At 47.6% G+C, this 17371-nt stretch carries 13 protein-coding genes and 5 tRNA genes; all 18 read right to left on the bottom strand.

Annotated elements, in window-relative coordinates:
* Window positions 1–41: 41 nt before the first annotated feature.
* On the bottom strand, window positions 42–413 hold the full coding sequence (gene rpsL, locus SDE_RS04890) for a 30S ribosomal protein S12 (RefSeq protein WP_011467409.1): 372 nt from the start codon (window positions 411–413) through the stop codon (window positions 42–44).
* A gap of 191 nt (window positions 414–604) precedes the next feature.
* Window positions 605–4837 (bottom strand): DNA-directed RNA polymerase subunit beta', encoded by a 4233-nt coding sequence (gene rpoC, locus SDE_RS04885; protein WP_011467408.1) that lies wholly within the window; start codon window positions 4835–4837, stop codon window positions 605–607.
* A 93-nt stretch (window positions 4838–4930) separates the two neighbouring features.
* On the bottom strand, window positions 4931–9016 hold the full coding sequence (gene rpoB, locus SDE_RS04880) for a DNA-directed RNA polymerase subunit beta (protein WP_011467407.1): 4086 nt from the start codon (window positions 9014–9016) through the stop codon (window positions 4931–4933).
* A gap of 222 nt (window positions 9017–9238) precedes the next feature.
* Window positions 9239–9619 carry a 50S ribosomal protein L7/L12 gene (gene rplL, locus SDE_RS04875; protein ID WP_011467406.1) on the bottom strand — a complete coding sequence of 127 codons (381 nt, stop codon included), beginning with the start codon at window positions 9617–9619 and terminating at the stop codon, window positions 9239–9241.
* Between the two features lie 60 nt (window positions 9620–9679).
* Window positions 9680–10210 carry a 50S ribosomal protein L10 gene (rplJ, locus tag SDE_RS04870; protein ID WP_011467405.1) on the bottom strand — a complete coding sequence of 177 codons (531 nt, stop codon included), beginning with the start codon at window positions 10208–10210 and terminating at the stop codon, window positions 9680–9682.
* A gap of 283 nt (window positions 10211–10493) precedes the next feature.
* Window positions 10494–11189 (bottom strand): 50S ribosomal protein L1, encoded by a 696-nt coding sequence (gene rplA, locus SDE_RS04865; protein ID WP_011467404.1) that lies wholly within the window; start codon window positions 11187–11189, stop codon window positions 10494–10496.
* 1 nt (window position 11190) lies between these two features.
* Window positions 11191–11622, bottom strand: a complete 432-nt coding sequence (gene rplK, locus SDE_RS04860) for a 50S ribosomal protein L11 (RefSeq protein ID WP_011467403.1) — start codon at window positions 11620–11622, stop codon at window positions 11191–11193.
* Window positions 11623–11783: 161 nt separating this feature from the next.
* On the bottom strand, window positions 11784–12317 hold the full coding sequence (gene nusG / locus SDE_RS04855) for a transcription termination/antitermination protein NusG (protein ID WP_011467402.1): 534 nt from the start codon (window positions 12315–12317) through the stop codon (window positions 11784–11786).
* Window positions 12318–12327: 10 nt separating this feature from the next.
* Window positions 12328–12693: a preprotein translocase subunit SecE gene (secE, locus tag SDE_RS04850; RefSeq protein WP_011467401.1), complete on the bottom strand. Its 366-nt coding sequence runs from the start codon at window positions 12691–12693 to the stop codon at window positions 12328–12330.
* 53 nt (window positions 12694–12746) lie between these two features.
* A tRNA-Trp gene (locus SDE_RS04845) sits at window positions 12747–12822 on the bottom strand.
* A gap of 86 nt (window positions 12823–12908) precedes the next feature.
* Window positions 12909–12984: transfer RNA gene (locus SDE_RS04840), tRNA-Thr, on the bottom strand.
* 27 nt (window positions 12985–13011) lie between these two features.
* Window positions 13012–13085, bottom strand: a tRNA-Gly gene (locus tag SDE_RS04835).
* A gap of 168 nt (window positions 13086–13253) precedes the next feature.
* Window positions 13254–13337: transfer RNA gene (locus SDE_RS04830), tRNA-Tyr, on the bottom strand.
* Between the two features lie 39 nt (window positions 13338–13376).
* A tRNA-Thr gene (locus SDE_RS04825) sits at window positions 13377–13452 on the bottom strand.
* 82 nt (window positions 13453–13534) lie between these two features.
* Complete coding sequence (locus tag SDE_RS04820) at window positions 13535–14263, bottom strand: SPOR domain-containing protein (RefSeq protein WP_041324254.1); 729 nt, start codon at window positions 14261–14263, stop codon at window positions 13535–13537.
* A 91-nt stretch (window positions 14264–14354) separates the two neighbouring features.
* Window positions 14355–15137 carry a type III pantothenate kinase gene (locus SDE_RS04815; RefSeq protein WP_011467399.1) on the bottom strand — a complete coding sequence of 261 codons (783 nt, stop codon included), beginning with the start codon at window positions 15135–15137 and terminating at the stop codon, window positions 14355–14357.
* Window positions 15134–16132: a bifunctional biotin--[acetyl-CoA-carboxylase] ligase/biotin operon repressor BirA gene (gene birA, locus SDE_RS04810; protein WP_011467398.1), complete on the bottom strand. Its 999-nt coding sequence runs from the start codon at window positions 16130–16132 to the stop codon at window positions 15134–15136. Before birA ends, SDE_RS04815 begins: the two co-directional genes overlap by 4 nt.
* Entirely contained in the window at window positions 16125–17354 is a 1230-nt protein-coding gene (gene alr, locus SDE_RS04805) for an alanine racemase (RefSeq protein ID WP_011467397.1), read from the bottom strand. The genes birA and alr overlap by 8 nt, the downstream gene beginning before the upstream one ends.
* Window positions 17355–17371 lie beyond the last annotated feature (17 nt).

Below are 17371 nucleotides of genomic sequence, written 5' to 3'. Positions count from 1 at the left end.
CCTTACTGGTTCTACCGATTACGCAGTTAAGCGAATCCCAATTACTTAGGACGCTTAGTACCGTACTTAGAACGACCTTGCTTACGATCGCTAACACCGGAGGTATCCAAAGAACCACGAACAGTGTGATAACGAACACCTGGCAAGTCTTTTACACGACCGCCACGAATTAGTACCACGCTATGCTCTTGCAGGTTATGACCTTCACCACCAATATAGGAGGTAACCTCAAAACCGTTAGTCAAACGAACACGACATACTTTACGAAGTGCTGAGTTTGGCTTTTTAGGTGTAGTCGTATAAACACGAGTACACACACCACGGCGCTGAGGACAGGCCTGCAAAGCAGGAACGTCACTCTTTTGAACCTTGCGTTTTCTCGGCTTACGAACCAACTGGTTGATCGTTGCCATGAAATATAACTCCAAATTCAAAAACTGCCCTAAATGGGCACGTTACAAATAAAAGGGCAATAGTTGCCCACCACTAACAAAAGTGGGTGGCGCATTGTAATGACACCACCCACTCTCGTCAATACGTAAACCACATACAGTAGCTATATTACAGATGTGGCAGCGGCGACCTTATGCAGGCCGCCTCATTTTTATGATGCGCTAGATTTTAACGCTTCAGTTAATGCCGCTTCGATCTCCGCTGCACTCACTGTATCGCTTCCAGCTTTAGAGCCAGCTTGATCTTCACGCTTGCGACGGCGCTCAGCGTGGTAAGCCAAACCGGTACCCGCAGGAATCAAGCGACCAACAACCACGTTCTCTTTCAAGCCGCGCAAGTTATCGATTTTGCCAGTAACAGACGCTTCTGTAAGTACGCGAGTAGTTTCCTGGAACGATGCCGCAGAGATAAATGACTCTGTAGCCAACGATGCCTTGGTAATACCCAGCAATTGTCGCTCGAAACGAGCAGGTTGACGGCCTTCGGCACGCAACTTCTCGTTTTCCTGCAGAACGGCAATATACTCAACTTGCTCGCCTTTAACGAAGCTAGAATCACCCATGCCGGTAATTTCAACTTTACGCAACATTTGACGAACGATTACTTCAACGTGCTTATCGTTAATTTTTACACCCTGCAAGCGGTAAACATCTTGAATCTCGTTGGTGATGTAGTTAGCCAAAGCTTCTACACCCTTCAAGCGCAAGATATCGTGCGGATTGCTTGGGCCATCCGAAACCACTTCACCCTTAGCAACTGTTTCACCTTCGAACACAGTTAGGTGACGATGCTTAGGAATAAGCACTTCGTAATGAGTGGAGCCGTCTTCTAATACCGCACCATTTGGAGGGGTAATAACTAAACGACGCTTACCTTTTGTTTCTTTACCGAACGAAACGGTACCAGAAATTTCCGCAAGAATTGACGGCTCTTTTGGTTTACGCGCTTCGAAAAGGTCGGCAACGCGTGGTAGACCACCCGTAATATCGCGTGTTTTGGATCCCTCTTGAGGAATACGCGCAATAATGTCACCAACACCAACAGTATCTCCGTTCTTCAAACTGAAGATAGACTTACCTGGCAGCATGTAATGTGCTGGCTGCTCAGAGTTGGCAAGTTTCAATTCGTTACCATTCTCATCCACTAGCGTTACAGCTGGCTTCAAGTCTTTACCGGCTGAAGGACGCTCACTTGGATCAAGAATTTCAATGGTGGTCAAACCAGTTAATTCGTCTGTTTGCTTGCGAATAGAAAGACCGTCTTCCATCCCAGCCAACACAACACGACCAGCAACCTCAGTTACGATTGGGTGAGTGTGCGGATCCCACTTAGCGATTATGCTACCGCCTTTAACTTGCTCACCTTCTTTAACGGTAATAACAGCACCGTAAGGAATCTTATAACGCTCGCGCTCACGACCTGCAGCATCGGCAAGCGCCAATTCACCAGAACGAGAAACAGCGATAAGCTCACCGGATTCACGCGCAACAACTTTAATGTTGTGCAAACGAACGGTACCTTCTTGTTTAACTTCTACACTATCTGCAGCGGACGCTCGGCTTGCCGCACCACCAATGTGGAACGTACGCATTGTAAGCTGTGTACCTGGCTCACCAATAGACTGAGCAGCGATAACACCAATAGCTTCACCAACGTTTGCGCGATGACCACGGGCCAAGTCGCGACCGTAACATTGGGCACAAATACCAAATACAGCGTCACAGCTAATTGCAGAGCGTACAGTTACCTCATCGATACCCATGCTCTCAATGCGCTCAACCCACTTCTCGTCGATCATGGTGCCAGCAGGAACCAAAATTTCGTCGCTATTCGGGCGAATCACGTCACGTGCAACAACACGACCCAAGATACGGTCGCCTAGAGATTCGATAACATCACCACCCTCAATAACAGGGGTCATGCTCAAACCTTCGTCGGTGCCGCAATCTTGCTCTGTAATTACAACGTCTTGCGCAACATCCACCAAACGACGAGTCAAGTAACCCGAGTTTGCTGTTTTAAGTGCGGTATCCGCCAAACCTTTACGAGCACCGTGAGTAGAGATGAAGTACTGAAGTACGTTCAAACCTTCACGGAAGTTTGCAGTAATAGGCGTTTCAATAATGGAGCCGTCTGGACGCGCCATCAAACCACGCATACCAGCTAGCTGACGAATCTGCGCGGGGCTACCACGTGCACCTGAGTCGGCATACATAAACACGGAGTTAAATGATGCTTGCTCTTCGTCTTCGCCTTGTTTGTTTTTAACTGTTTCTTTAGAAATACCTTCCATCATCGATTTAGCTACAAGGTCGTTTGCGCGCGACCAAATATCGATAACTTTGTTGTATTTCTCACCCTGAGCAACCAAACCGGAAGCGTACTGCGCCTCGATTTCTTTTACCTCTGCATCGGCGCGCTCAATCATGCCCGCTTTAGCTTCAGGAATTTCAAAGTCGTTTACACCAATAGAAGAGCCAGACTTAGTACTGAAGTCATAACCCATATACATTAATTGGTCAGCAAAAATCACGGTGGCTTTTAAGCCAACAATTCGGTAACAGAAGTTAATTACCGCAGAAATCGCCTTTTTAACCATTGGCTTGTTGATCATTTCAAAAGGAATACCTTTTGGAACGATTTCCCAAAGCAACATACGTCCAACAGTGGTATCAACCATACGGTAGCTAGATTCGCTCTCGCCACTTTCTTCCATAATGGTTTCATCAATACGCACTTTGATACGCGCTTGCAAGCCAACTTGCTTAGAATAGAAAGCACGAGATACTTCTTTGATATCGGAGAAGATCATGCCTTCGCCTTTATCATTTACGCGCTCGCGAGTCATCCAGTACAAGCCCAATACAACGTCCTGAGATGGAACAATAATTGGCTCGCCCGATGCTGGCGATAAAATGTTGTTGGTAGACATCATTAACGCTCGAGCTTCTAACTGAGCTTCTAGCGTTAACGGAACGTGCACAGCCATTTGGTCGCCATCGAAGTCAGCGTTGTACGCAGCACAAACGAGTGGGTGCAATTGAATAGCTTTACCTTCAATTAACACTGGCTCAAACGCCTGAATGCCCAAACGGTGAAGTGTTGGTGCACGGTTAAGTAATACAGGGTGCTCACGAATAACTTCGTCGAGAATATCCCATACAACAGGCTCTTCGCGCTCTACCATTTTCTTAGCAGCTTTAATGGTTGTCGCTAGCCCACGCAACTCCAACTTACTAAAAATGAAAGGCTTAAACAGCTCAAGCGCCATCTTCTTAGGAAGACCACACTGATGCAAACGCAAGGTAGGACCGGTCACAATTACAGAACGACCGGAGTAATCTACACGCTTACCAAGCAAGTTCTGACGGAAACGGCCCTGCTTACCTTTGATCATATCTGCCAAAGATTTTAATGGGCGCTTGTTAGAACCGGTAATGGCACGACCGCGACGACCGTTATCAAGCAACGCATCCACAGACTCTTGAAGCATACGCTTTTCGTTGCGCACGATGATGTCTGGAGCATTCAAATCCAACAAGCGCTTCAAGCGGTTGTTACGGTTAATTACGCGACGGTACAAATCGTTAAGATCGGACGTTGCAAAACGGCCACCGTCTAGCGGAACCAACGGACGCAAATCAGGTGGTAGAACCGGTAGCGCTTCCAACACCATCCACTCTGGCTTGTTACCAGATTGAATAAAGGCCTCTAACAATTTCAAACGCTTAGATAGCTTTTTGATTTTTGTTTCAGAGTTAGTGTTAGGAATTTGCTCGCGAATTTCTTGTGCTTCACGCTCCAGCTCGATGTCTTTCATCAACTGCTGAATAGCTTCGGCACCCATTTTTGCTTCGAACTCGTCACCGAACTCTTCCATTGCCTCGAAGTACTGCTCATCGGTTAACAACTGCCCTTTCTCTAGGGTAGTCATACCTGGATCAGTAACCACGTAGCTTTCGAAATACAATACGCGCTCAATGCTGCGCAAAGTCATATCTAGCAACAAACCGATACGGCTAGGTAGCGACTTCAAGAACCAAATATGGGCAACAGGACTAGCCAATTCGATGTGAGCCATGCGGTCACGACGAACTTTAGCCAATGTAACTTCTACGCCGCACTTCTCACAGATAATTCCGCGGTGCTTCATACGCTTGTATTTACCACACAAGCATTCGTAATCTTTTACTGGACCAAATACTTTGGCACAGAACAGACCTTCACGCTCAGGCTTGAAGGTTCTGTAGTTAATGGTTTCTGGCTTTTTAACTTCGCCATAAGACCAAGAGCGAATCATATCGGGTGATGCTAAACCGATACGGATACCATCAAATTCATCAGATGGGCCTTGGTTTTTCAAAAGATTGAGTAAGTCTTTCAACGCTATTCCTCCAGTGGGTGCTTATGCACAGTGGACGGTAAATCTTTTAGGTGTACCGTCCACCACCGTGTGTATGCCAAATAAATTAAGCGATTAGTTGTCCTGCTCTAGCTCGATATTAATACCGAGTGAGCGAATCTCTTTAACCAATACGTTAAAGGACTCAGGCATGCCAGGCTCCATGCGGTGGTCACCGTCTACGATGTTTTTATACATCTTAGTACGACCGGCCACGTCATCCGATTTAACGGTTAGCATTTCTTGCAACGTATACGCTGCACCATATGCTTCGAGGGCCCACACCTCCATCTCACCAAATCGCTGACCACCAAACTGCGCTTTACCACCCAGCGGCTGCTGAGTAACAAGGCTGTAGGAACCAGTCGAACGGGCGTGCATTTTATCGTCAACCAAGTGGTTCAACTTGAGCATATACATATAGCCCACAGTTGTTGGACGCTGGAACGGATCACCAGTACGACCATCAAACAAAGTCATCTGACCTGAATCCGGCATACCACCCAAGGTTAACAATTGCTTAATTTCTTTCTCTTTAGCACCATCGAACGCACGGGTAGCCATAGGCACGCCGTCACGCAAGTTGTTAGCTAACTCGATAATTTCGTCGTCGCTAAACGTATCGAGCTCTTCAGCTTTATACGACTCGCCTATTTGGTTATAGATTTGATCCAAGAACTGGCGAATTTCTGCAACAGCTTTTTGCTGCTTCAACATTTCATCAATCTTTTCACCTAGCGACTTAGCTGCAAGACCTAAGTGCATCTCTAAAACCTGACCAACGTTCATTCGAGAAGGAACACCAAGCGGGTTCAATACGATATCAATGGGGTTACCATTTTCGTCGTATGGCATATCTTCAACAGGCATGATCACAGAGATAACACCCTTGTTACCGTGACGACCGGCCATCTTATCACCAGGCTGAATGCGTCGTTTAATTGCCAAGTAAACCTTAACAATTTTCAACACACCTGGAGCCAGATCATCACCGGTTTCCAACTTGCCTTTTTTATCTTCGAAGCGATCATCGAGCTCTTTACGACGCTCTGCCAAAGCAACTTCAGCGGCATCGATTTGCTCATTGAGCACATCGTCATTCATACGAATCTTGAACCAATCATCATGGCTAAGCTCGTCTAGCATCTCATCCGTTACCGGCTGCCCTTTAACAACGCCCTTGCCTGTCATTGCGGTATTACCCACAAGTGCAGCGCGTAAACGCTCAAAAGTAGCGCCTTGAACAATACGGTACTCTTCGTTTAAGTCCTTACGAATTTGATCTAGCTGTGCTTTTTCGATATCACGTGAACGCTGGTCTTTTTCTAAACCATCGCGCGTAAATACCTGCACATCTATAACCGTACCCTTAACACTTGAAGGCACGCGCAATGAAGTATCTTTTACGTCGGACGCTTTCTCACCGAAAATTGCACGTAAGAGCTTTTCTTCTGGTGTTAGCTGCGTTTCACCTTTAGGCGTAACTTTACCAACAAGAATATCGCCAGAAGCTACTTCCGCACCCACGTAAACAATACCGGACTCATCCAACTTGGATAGAGCACCTTCACCTACGTTTGGAATATCCGCTGTAATTTCTTCGCTACCCAATTTGGTGTCACGAGCAATACAGGTTAATTCCTGAATGTGAATAGTAGTAAAACGATCCTCCTGAACTACACGCTCAGAAACGAGGATCGAATCCTCAAAGTTGTAACCATTCCAAGGCATAAATGCGATACGCATATTTTGCCCAAGTGCCAACTCACCCAAATCTACGGATGGGCCGTCTGCAAGAATGTCACCGCGAGATACTTTCTCACCAGTGCGTACAATTGAACGCTGATTAATACACGTATTCTGGTTTGAACGGGTGTATTTGGTAAGGTTGTAAATATCTACACCTGCTTCACCCGCTTCAACTTCGTCGTCGGCTACACGCACAACAATGCGAGCAGCATCAACACGCTCGATAACACCGCCGCGTTTAGCAACAACACATACACCAGAGTCGGCAGCAACATTGCGCTCCATACCTGTACCCACTAACGGCTTTTGCGCCTTTAGTGTTGGTACAGCTTGACGCTGCATGTTTGATCCCATCAATGCACGGTTAGCATCATCGTGCTCTAGGAACGGGATAAGAGACGCAGCAACAGATACAACCTGACGTGGAGACACGTCCATGTACTGAACTTCGCTTGGCCCTTTTAAGGTAAATTCATTTTGGAATCGTACCGATACCAACTCTTCTGTTAATTCGCCATTTTCGTTTTGCGCAGCAGATGCCTGTGCAATTACGAATTTAGCTTCGTTAATAGCTGATAGGTATTCGATTTCATCGGTAACTTTACCGTCAACTACCTTGCGGTGAGGACTTTCTAAGAAACCGTAACTGTTGGTACGCGCATAGGTAGCCAACGAGTTAATCAAACCAATGTTTGGACCTTCAGGTGTTTCAATAGGACATACACGACCGTAGTGAGTCGGGTGTACGTCTCGCACCTCAAAGCCTGCACGCTCACGCGTCAAACCACCAGGGCCTAATGCGGAAACACGACGTTTGTGCGTAACTTCTGACAGTGGGTTGTTTTGATCCATGAACTGAGATAGCTGACTCGAGCCAAAGAACTCTTTAACAGCAGCAGCCACAGGCTTAGCGTTAATAAGATCTTGGGGCATTAAGCCTTCGCTTTCAGCCATAGATAGACGCTCTTTAACAGCGCGCTCTACACGAACTAAACCAACACGGAATTGGTTCTCGGCCATTTCGCCAACAGAACGTACACGACGGTTACCGAGGTGATCGATATCATCCACCACGCCTTTACCGTTGCGAATGTCGATAAGCGTTTTTAATACATCAACTATATCTTCATTAGATAGCGTTCCAGAACCAACTTCTGAATCACGACCCAAACGGCGGTTGAACTTCATTCGACCAACAGCAGAAAGGTCATAGCGCTCAGAGCTGAAGAACAAGTTTTGGAACAGTGTTTCTGCAGACTCTTTTGTTGGCGGCTCACCCGGGCGCATCATGCGGTAGATTTCTACCAACGCTTCAAGCTGAGTGCGAGCAGGGTCGCTGCGCAAAGTGTCAGAAATAAACGGACCGCAATCTAATTCGTTGGTGTACAACGTTTCAAATTCTTTAACGCCAGACTTAACAAGCTCCGCAAGAACTTCGTCTGTGATTTCGGTGTTACATTCAAATAGAACTTCGCCGGATTCCGCATTAATAATATCTTTCGCTAATGCGCGACCAACCATATATTCGTGCGGAACACTTAGCTCGGTTACACCAGCTTTTTCCAACTGACGAATATGACGAGCAGTAATACGACGGCCATCTTCAACAATTAAATTGCCGTCTTTATCTTTAATTTCAAACGTTGTTACATCACCGCGCAAACGCGATGGAACCAATTCAAGTACGCACTCACCAGTTTCGGTAAGACCGAACTTGCTTGTTTCGTAGAACATATCGAGCATTTGCTCGGTGGTATAGCCCAATGCGCGCAACAAAATAGACGCAGGCAACTTACGACGACGGTCAATACGTACGAAAACTAGATCTTTAGGGTCGAACTCGAAGTCTAACCATGAGCCACGGTAAGGGATAACGCGTGCAGAGTAGAGCAACTTGCCCGAAGAGTGGGTCTTACCTTTGTCGTGCTCGAAAAACACACCAGGAGATCTGTGTAACTGAGATACAATTACTCGCTCGGTACCATTCACTACGAATGTACCATTGTCTGTCATAAGCGGAATTTCGCCCATGTAGACTTCTTGCTCTTTGATATCCTTGATCGCCTTACTGGACGAATCTTTATCGTAGATAATCAAACGAACTTTAACGCGTAAAGGCACTGCATAGGTCGCGCCACGCAAAACACATTCTTTTACGTCAAAAACGGGCTTACCTAGGGCATAACTGACATACTCAAGTGCTGCATTACCTGAATAGCTCACTATTGGAAATATAGATTTAAATGCAGCGTGCAAGCCCATATCCTTTCTTTGATCGAAAGGGGTATCAGCCTGCGTAAATTTTCTGTAGGAATCTAGTTGAATCGCCAGAAGGTATGGCACTTCCATGACGTCTGGCAACTTGCCAAAATCCTTTCGGATACGTTTTTTCTCAGTATATGAGTAAGCCATCAGTGTTCCTCAGCTGGTTCACGGATCAATATCAATGTGGGACGACGATTTCACCGCCTGGCAAGCGCTTACAATCGTGTTGGAAGTTTTATGGGGTGTCCCTATACTTTTAATGGTATGTCCCACAAACGTTTTGCGTAGACCGCAAACGGGAAAAGGCCAGACGACTAAAGCCGACTGACCCATCCTCAAACGAGGGCAAAGCCCTCGCTTTGAAACAACTTACTTAAGCTCGACAGATGCGCCAGCTTCTTCAAGTAATTTCTTAGCTTCTTCTGCGTCGTCTTTAGAAACGCCTTCTTTGATTGGGCTAGGAGCGCCGTCAACCAATTCTTTAGCTTCTTTAAGACCAAGACCAGTGATACCACGAACAGCCTTGATAACGTTAACTTTCTTCTCACCAGCAGAAGCTAGGATAACGTCGAATTCAGTTTGCTCAGCAGCAGCACCACCAGCGTCGCCGCCAGCAGCAGGAGCAGCTACAGCTACAGCAGCAGCAGCAGATACGCCGAATTTTTCTTCCATTGCAGCAACTAACTCAACAACGTCCATAACAGACATTTCGGCAATTGCATTTAAGATATCTTCTTTAGAAAGAGCCATTACTCAATCTCCCAACATTAAATTTGTTTACTAAAAGCAGGTTGATTCCAATTATTGGAATTAAGCTGCGTCTTGTTTTTGGTCGCGAACAGCCGCAACAACACGTGTAACTTTGGTAGGAACTTCGTTGAAAGTACGAACCAATTTGGTGACAGGTGCAATCATTACGCTTGCCAATTGACCCAAAGCCTGCTCCAAGGTAGGTAGTTTTGCCAACGCGTCGATTTGACCCGCTTCCAATAACTTTCCACCTACAGACAACGCCTTAATTTCAAACTTAGATTGCTCTTTAGCAAAATCTTTGAATAGACGAGCAGCTGCACCTGGATCTTCCATAGAAAACCCAAAAATGCTTGGACCAACAAGCGCGTCTTTAACGCACTCAAAATCGGTACCTTCGATTGCACGCTTAGCCAAAGTGTTACGTACGACTTGGAGACGTACACCACTTTCGCGAGCTTGCTTACGCAAGGTATCCATAGCGCCGACTGTTACCCCACGGGCATCGGCTACCACCAGTGACAACGCATTTGCTGCAGTCTCGTTAACTTCAGCGACAATCGCTTTTTTGTCTTCGAGTCTAATAGCCACGTTAACTATCTCCTGGATCTGAATATAGGTTTAGAAATACGAGCAAAGCTCACTAAACCCGTTCTCGGTGATCAAATCCAAATAAAATCTGAATCGGGTCACACCGTTTGCGTAGGCTTTCTTGTTACAGTCTATTAAGCGCTTTGAATAAAATTCTCAGCACACCTACGGTCTTTAACGGCCTGCGCCAATTAAGCATTAAAGCAAAACAAACAAAGCTTGCTCTTACCTACAACTAACACCTAATTTTTGCAGACCCCAAAGTTCTTCGCTTTAACTGCAATTAAGCAGTTAAAGATGACTGATCGATGGTCAAACCTGGGCCCATAGTGGTGCTTAGTGAAACTCGTTTCACGTAAATACCTTTAGCCGAAGCAGGTTTAGCCTTTTTCAAGTCTGAAATTAATGCTTCTAAGTTTTCTTTGATTGCATTTGCATCAAAAGAAATTTTGCCAATACCGCCGTGGATGATACCGCCTTTGTCTGCACGGTAACGAACCTGACCAGCTTTAGCATTTTTAACTGCACCCACAACATCAGGAGTTACGGTGCCAGTTTTTGGGTTTGGCATTAAGCCGCGTGGACCCAACACTTGACCTAACATACCTACTACACGCATGGCCGCTGGATCTGCAATCACAACGTCGAAATCCATCATGCCGCCTTTAATTTGCTCGGCAAGGTCTTCCATACCAACAAATTCTGCACCAGCTTCTTTAGCTGCTTCAGCGTTAGCACCTTGTGTGAATACTGCAACGCGAACATCTTTACCAGTACCGTGAGGTAGGCTAGTTGCGCCGCGAACTGCTTGATCAGATTTACGTGGGTCAATACCCAAGTTAATCGCTGCATCAACAGTTTCAGAAAATTTAACTTTAGATAGCTCTTGCAACAAGGCTACAGCTTCTTCGATGCTGTATGCTTTAGTTGAGTCTACTTTTTCGTTAATAAGTTTTTGACGTTTGCTTAATTTAGCCATCTTATACGCCCTCAGTCTCTAAGCCCATTGCACGAGCAGAACCAGCAATAGTGCGAACAGCTGCGTCCATATCACCTGCAGTTAAGTCTGCCATTTTAATGGTTGCAATTTCTTCCAATTGCGCGCGCGTAACCTTACCCACTTTTTGAGTATTTGGACGGGCACTACCACTTTTAAGGCCAGCTGCTTTCTTAAGTAAGAAAGAGGCAGGAGGGGTTTTCATGGTGAAGGTAAAGCTGCGGTCACTGTACACAGATATAACTACTGGTACTGGTGAACCTGGCTCCATACCTTGAGTCTGTGCGTTAAACGCCTTACAGAACTCCATGATGTTTACGCCCTTTTGACCCAAAGCTGGACCAACAGGGGGACTTGGGTTTGCTTTACCTGCTGCAACTTGCAGCTTGATATAAGCTTCTACTTTTTTAGCCATATTAATTTACTCCCGTAATGGGTGTTAGCGCCTCCAAGTTGCGGCAAACAACTTTTCTCAGGCTCCCCTGCCCTTGCTAGAAAAACACCATAGCAAAGACGCCAAAAGCCCTCTCCCGACACAATCAGAAGAAGGCAAAACTTTAATACCTTAAGCTAGACTTAGACTTTCTCTACCTGCCCGAACTCTAACTCAACCGGCGTTGACCGTCCAAAGATAAGAACAGCCACTTGCAGCTTGCTCTTCTCGTAGTTAACTTCTTCAACAACACCGTTAAAGTCGTTAAATGGACCATCGGTAACTCGCACCATCTCACCTGGCTCAAACAATGTTTTAGGCTTAGGCTTATCAGCAGAGTCATCAACGCGCTGCAGAATTAACTGCGCCTCTTTTTCTGTAATTGGAGCAGGGCGATCCGCCTTGCCACCAATGAACCCCATTACGCGCGGCGTCTCTTTAACAAGGTGCCATGCATCGTCGGTTAGCTCCATTTGAACTAACACATAACCAGGGAAAAACTTTCTTTCAGATTTACGCTTTTGACCTGCGCGAATCTCTATAACTTCTTCAGTGGGCACTAACACATCACCAAAGCTATCTTGCATATTATTAAGCTCAATACGCTCTTTGATGGCTGCCGCCACTTTTTTCTCGTAGCCTGAATAGGCGTGTACTACGTACCAGCGCTTAGCCATGGAATAAACCTTATGCAATAATCAGCGAGAAAAGGTAACCCAACAAGGAGTCTAGACCCCACAAGATAAACCCGGTAACAATAACAACCGCAACCACAATAAGAGTGGTTTGAGTTATTTCTGGGCCTGTAGGCCAAACAACTTTGCGAAGCTCTATTTGCGCGCCTTTTAGCAATTCCCAGAAGTTATTGCCTTTCTCTGTGTTAACCGCAATAGCAGCACACACAACGGCAACACCAACAAGTGCTAACACACGGTATAGAACAAGAATATCGGAATAGTAAGAATTTGCGATTGCAGCACCAACTACCAACGCAACAACCACAACCCACTTCAGCGGATCGAGACGAAATTCTTTTTCGACATTTGCGTTCATATTTGCACCCAACTTAATTTTTGGAGCCGCACACAAGCGACTATCTAACTAGATGGCAGGCCAGGAGGGACTCGAACCCCCAACTTTCGGTTTTGGAGACCGACGCTCTACCAATTGAACTACTGGCCTAAACTTTTTTACAATCGCAAAAAGGTCAGAGCTATGCACGCTGACCTTTTGCTAGAGCTACCCAACAGACAGTAACCCCAATAATATGGAGCTCATAACCAGAGTTGAACTGGTGACCTCACCCTTACCAAGGGTGTGCTCTACCAACTGAGCTATATGAGCGTAAACCTGCAAACATCGCAGACAAACTGGAGCGGGCGGCGGGAATCGAACCCGCATCATCAGCTTGGAAGGCTGAGGTTCTACCACTAAACTACGCCCGCAGTACCCGGACTATCACGCGAACAACCACCCTAAAACAAAGCCCGAACCATTTAAGCGTTACGCCAACGATTCGGGCCAGCTTTGCAACTCAAGGTTGCCTCATAGGATAGCGCTTAGCGCCACACTCAGAAGGATACATGTATATGCAACCGCCTAAGCGTAAAATATGGTGCAGGGGGGTGGATTCGAACCACCGAAGCTTGCGCGTCAGATTTACAGTCTGATCCCTTTGGCCACTCGGGAACCCCTGCAGAAAAACTGATAACCAGTTATTCTTGGCCTTAAAAAAATGGAGCTGATGAGAGGAGTCGAACCCCCGACCGGCTGATTACAAGTCAGCTGCTCTACCAACTGAGCTACATCAGCTCTACATTTCCCACTCAAGAAGAATTAAAACTTGTTTAAGTCCCTCTCTCAATGTGGAGGCGGGATTCTAGTGAAAGATTTGCTAGGACGCAACATCTAAACAGAAATTTTCTCGTCTCTGGAGCATTTTTTTATCTTCTAGTACTCTTGACCAGCTAATTTCGCTCATTTTTTCATCTTCTTGGTGATTTAACATCACCCACACCTCGCGATAGGTTCGCTCGATGGTTTGCATGCGCGGACTCAATCCCATGCGCTCAGCTTCAGCCATTCGACTATCCGCTAGCGACTTTTTACTAAACATTCCCAATGAAATGCCATTTTCGATCTCTCCCTTGGGTATCACATAGCTATCCACCCCCCGAGACTGCAATTCAGCTAATTTTCGCAAGGCAGCCTTACGATTGGGCTCTGGTTCCAAATAAACCCAGTAACCTGGACCTGCAGGTAACTGCAAAGTACGTACTTCACTGTGCACATCCAGCGCTCGCAAGCGCTCCACCATTTCCTGCGCACTCGGCTCACCATCAAATGGCCCCAATATTTCACACAACTTCTTTTCTTTTTCTTCGCTCCGCCGCTCACCCTCTGAAGAAGGTAAAACCGGGATTTCACTAATTAGCCGCTCAGCAGGCGCCGTGCGCTGCTCGATATCGACCTCGGTGAGCAGCAGCAAAGGTGGCACCCCCTTTAGCTCAAACTCCGCCTCCGCGTGACTCGCCGCGCCCGCAACACCGCCGTTTGGCAGCAACATACCCCAAACCCCGGCAATAAAATTGGCTATTAAAAGTGAAAAGAATATCCAGCGCATACCTAAGTGTATTTCCTTTTTTATCGCCCGCTAGTTCGAGCCATCGATAAGCTTATGTACAAACAAACAACCTACAAAACTGCAGAGGCCATTAAGCGCACCACTCAGACCACAAAACCAAGGCATCCAGCACAATTGCAGGCGACAGAACCAACTCTAAATTGGGATCAAGCTCTCTAAGCATAGCCTCAACTCGCGGCGAATCTCCTCCAGCGAGAAAATATACCGCTTCGCGCCCACCAAATTCAGTGCCGGCACAAGCAATTACCTGCTGCAGGAAGCCGCGGATCATTGCATCCACACCGGCCTGAACACACGCCACTGTACTCGATCCAAACGCCGAGGTCTGAGGCGGGGTTAACGCACCATCACTTTGCAGGGCTTTTAAATAAGCCTCTGAGCGTGCAAACTGGACTTTTCCACCCAATGCAGCCTCAACTGAAGCGCAACCAGGCGCGATCCACCCACCCAGATGACAGGCTTGCGCATCGAGTAAATCGACCGTTAACGCGCTTCCCGCCCCCACAACGACGCTACATTGCGATTTGGCATGAGAACGAGCAAACACCAACCCCAGCCAACGATCCACCCCAAGGGTATCCAGCCGCTCGTAGGCAGGCACAATATCCAACACCCCTTGCTTTACACGCGCAAAATGCGGAGGCACACCAAACAATTGCCCACATAAGGCCTCCAATCGTCGATTAAAAGCCTCCCCCAATACAGAGCAAACGAAAACACCGGTTACAACACCTGCGAGCAAAGCAAACGACCGCTCCATACCCGAAATATCATCAGACGCTACAACCCCTTCCCGACCATCGGCTAGTCGCCATTTGGTACGAGTATTACCAGCATCTACATAGAGTTTCATGAGCTAGCCAGCCTTAAACTTAGCTCGCCACCACTGTAGGGCTTTAATTCGCCATCAACCAACAACAACAGCGCACCCGTATCATCCACACCAACCATTTCGCCCACCAAGGTATTAGAATGAGAGCTAAGTTGCACACTAGCCCCAATATGCGGGCAACGCATTTTCCACTCATTTTTATACGCAGCAAAACCACGCTGCTCGTAATCACTTAATACACAACTTAATTCAAATAAAAGCGCGGCAGCCAGCTGGTTGCGATCTATCAGCCCTATACTTTCGATACACGAGGCCACGTCAATCCACGGTTGATCAATGGCTTGCGCAGCTGCGCTAGGCATAGATACATTTAGCCCAACCCCCGCCACAACATAACATTCACCGCTTAAATCGCCTGCTACCTCCAGCAAAATCCCCCCTAACTTGCGCCCCGCGAGCAATACATCGTTGGGCCACTTCAATTCGGCTTTTAGCGAAAAATTTTTATCAAGCGCCCTGCACACGGCTACCCCAATGGCTAAACTCAAGCCCTCCATAGCCGCCACCCCGCGCTCGAAGCGCCAGCCGAGCGAGAGGTATACATTGCGACCGTAGGGGCTTTGCCACTGCCGTCCCCGACGGCCCCGACCAGCAGATTGCAGCTCGGCCAAACAGGCGTAGCCATGCCCAGACTCGCCAGCTCGAATGCGCTGTAATACTCGCTCATTGGTAGAATCAAGCTGCGAGTACACCACACACTGCAGCTGCCCCTGAGCTCCTGCAGGCATACCTTCAAGCGCCTTCAATATTTCGCCTTCACTTAGCAGGCTCATTCCGCCGGGCAAGCAGTAACCAGCACCGCGCACGCTTTCGACATGAATCCCCACTTGTGCCATCGCCTGAATTTGCTTCCAAATAGCCGCGCGACTAACACCTAGCTCAACCCCAAGCGCCTCACCAGAATGACACTCCCCATTTGCAAGAATAGTTAACAGCCGCCCCCAAGACTCAGTCATTGGCGCCTCCGATATATTCGCGCCTGTAGCGGCCACCCAACGAGGTAAGTATTTCGTAACCGATAGTGCCTGCAGCCGCCGCAAGGTCATCCACGCCGACGTTATCGCCTAGAAGCTCCAACATATTCCCTTCTGCAGGCATCGCGGCTTGAGGTACATCCGTTGCATCCACCACAATTGAATCCATCGATACACGGCCCACAATGGGCAAAGGCTTTTCTCCCAAGTAAACCACGCCACCCGCCGCCGCAGAACGAAACAGACCATCGGCATAGCCGCCAGCAAGCGTAAGTAACACGCTGGGGCGCTGCGTGATAAAACTCGCGCCATAACCAACAGCCTCACCTGATGCGAGATGACGCACCTGTAATACCGGCAGCCGCAAATCTACCACTTTTCGCATAGGGTTTTGCCGCCTCTGCAGCGGGTTGCCGCCGTAGAGCGCAACCCCTGGCCGCGCCACATCGTAATGAAAGGAAGGAGAAATAAATATGCCAGATGAGTTCGCAAGGCTGGCCGTGGCGGCAGGCACTTTTTTCAAAAAGGCCTGCCTCATGCGCTCAAACCGCTGTAATTGCGCTGCATTTAATGGGTGATCAAATTGATCTGCGCACGCGAGATGGCTCATAAGCATAAAGAACCCAGCATTGGCGAAATTAGGGTGCATCAGCAGGGATTCAAACTCGTTTGGCTCTAACCCCAAGCGCCCCATACCAGAGTTAACTTTTAGCACTGCGCCACACTTGGATGCACCTTTCACCCCTAGCCATCGCTCGGCCATAGTCGCGGAGGTAATTACAGGCACTATGCCATTGCGCACAAACTCACTCTCTTCGCGCGGCGCACAGCCAGACAAAACTATAACCTGAGCATCACCCGCCAGCAGCGAGCGAACCAGTAATGCCTCCGCAAGGTTAGCCACAAAAAAATCTCGGCAACCCGCGCGATAAAGAGCAGGGGCAACCTCTTGCACCCCCAAGCCGTATGCATCGGCCTTTACTACCGCCCCCGCGCGTGCACCAGCGGCAAGGCGGCTTTGAATAAGTCGCCAGTTCGCGGCGATAGCATCGAGGTTAATTGTTAACTTACCGGAAAACGCGGTCATAGGGGCTGCAATATCTACTGGAGTTATTAAAAATAAAACAAGGGCGTTAGCATACAGCCTAAAGCCAAACCAACGCCACCGACGCTTTAGCGCAAACAATAAAAGGCACACCGTCATTGCGATTACTGCTGCGC

The organism is Saccharophagus degradans 2-40 (assembly GCF_000013665.1).
Taxonomy (GTDB): domain Bacteria; phylum Pseudomonadota; class Gammaproteobacteria; order Pseudomonadales; family Cellvibrionaceae; genus Saccharophagus; species Saccharophagus degradans.
This window is presented reverse-complemented; position numbering and strand designations above follow the sequence as displayed.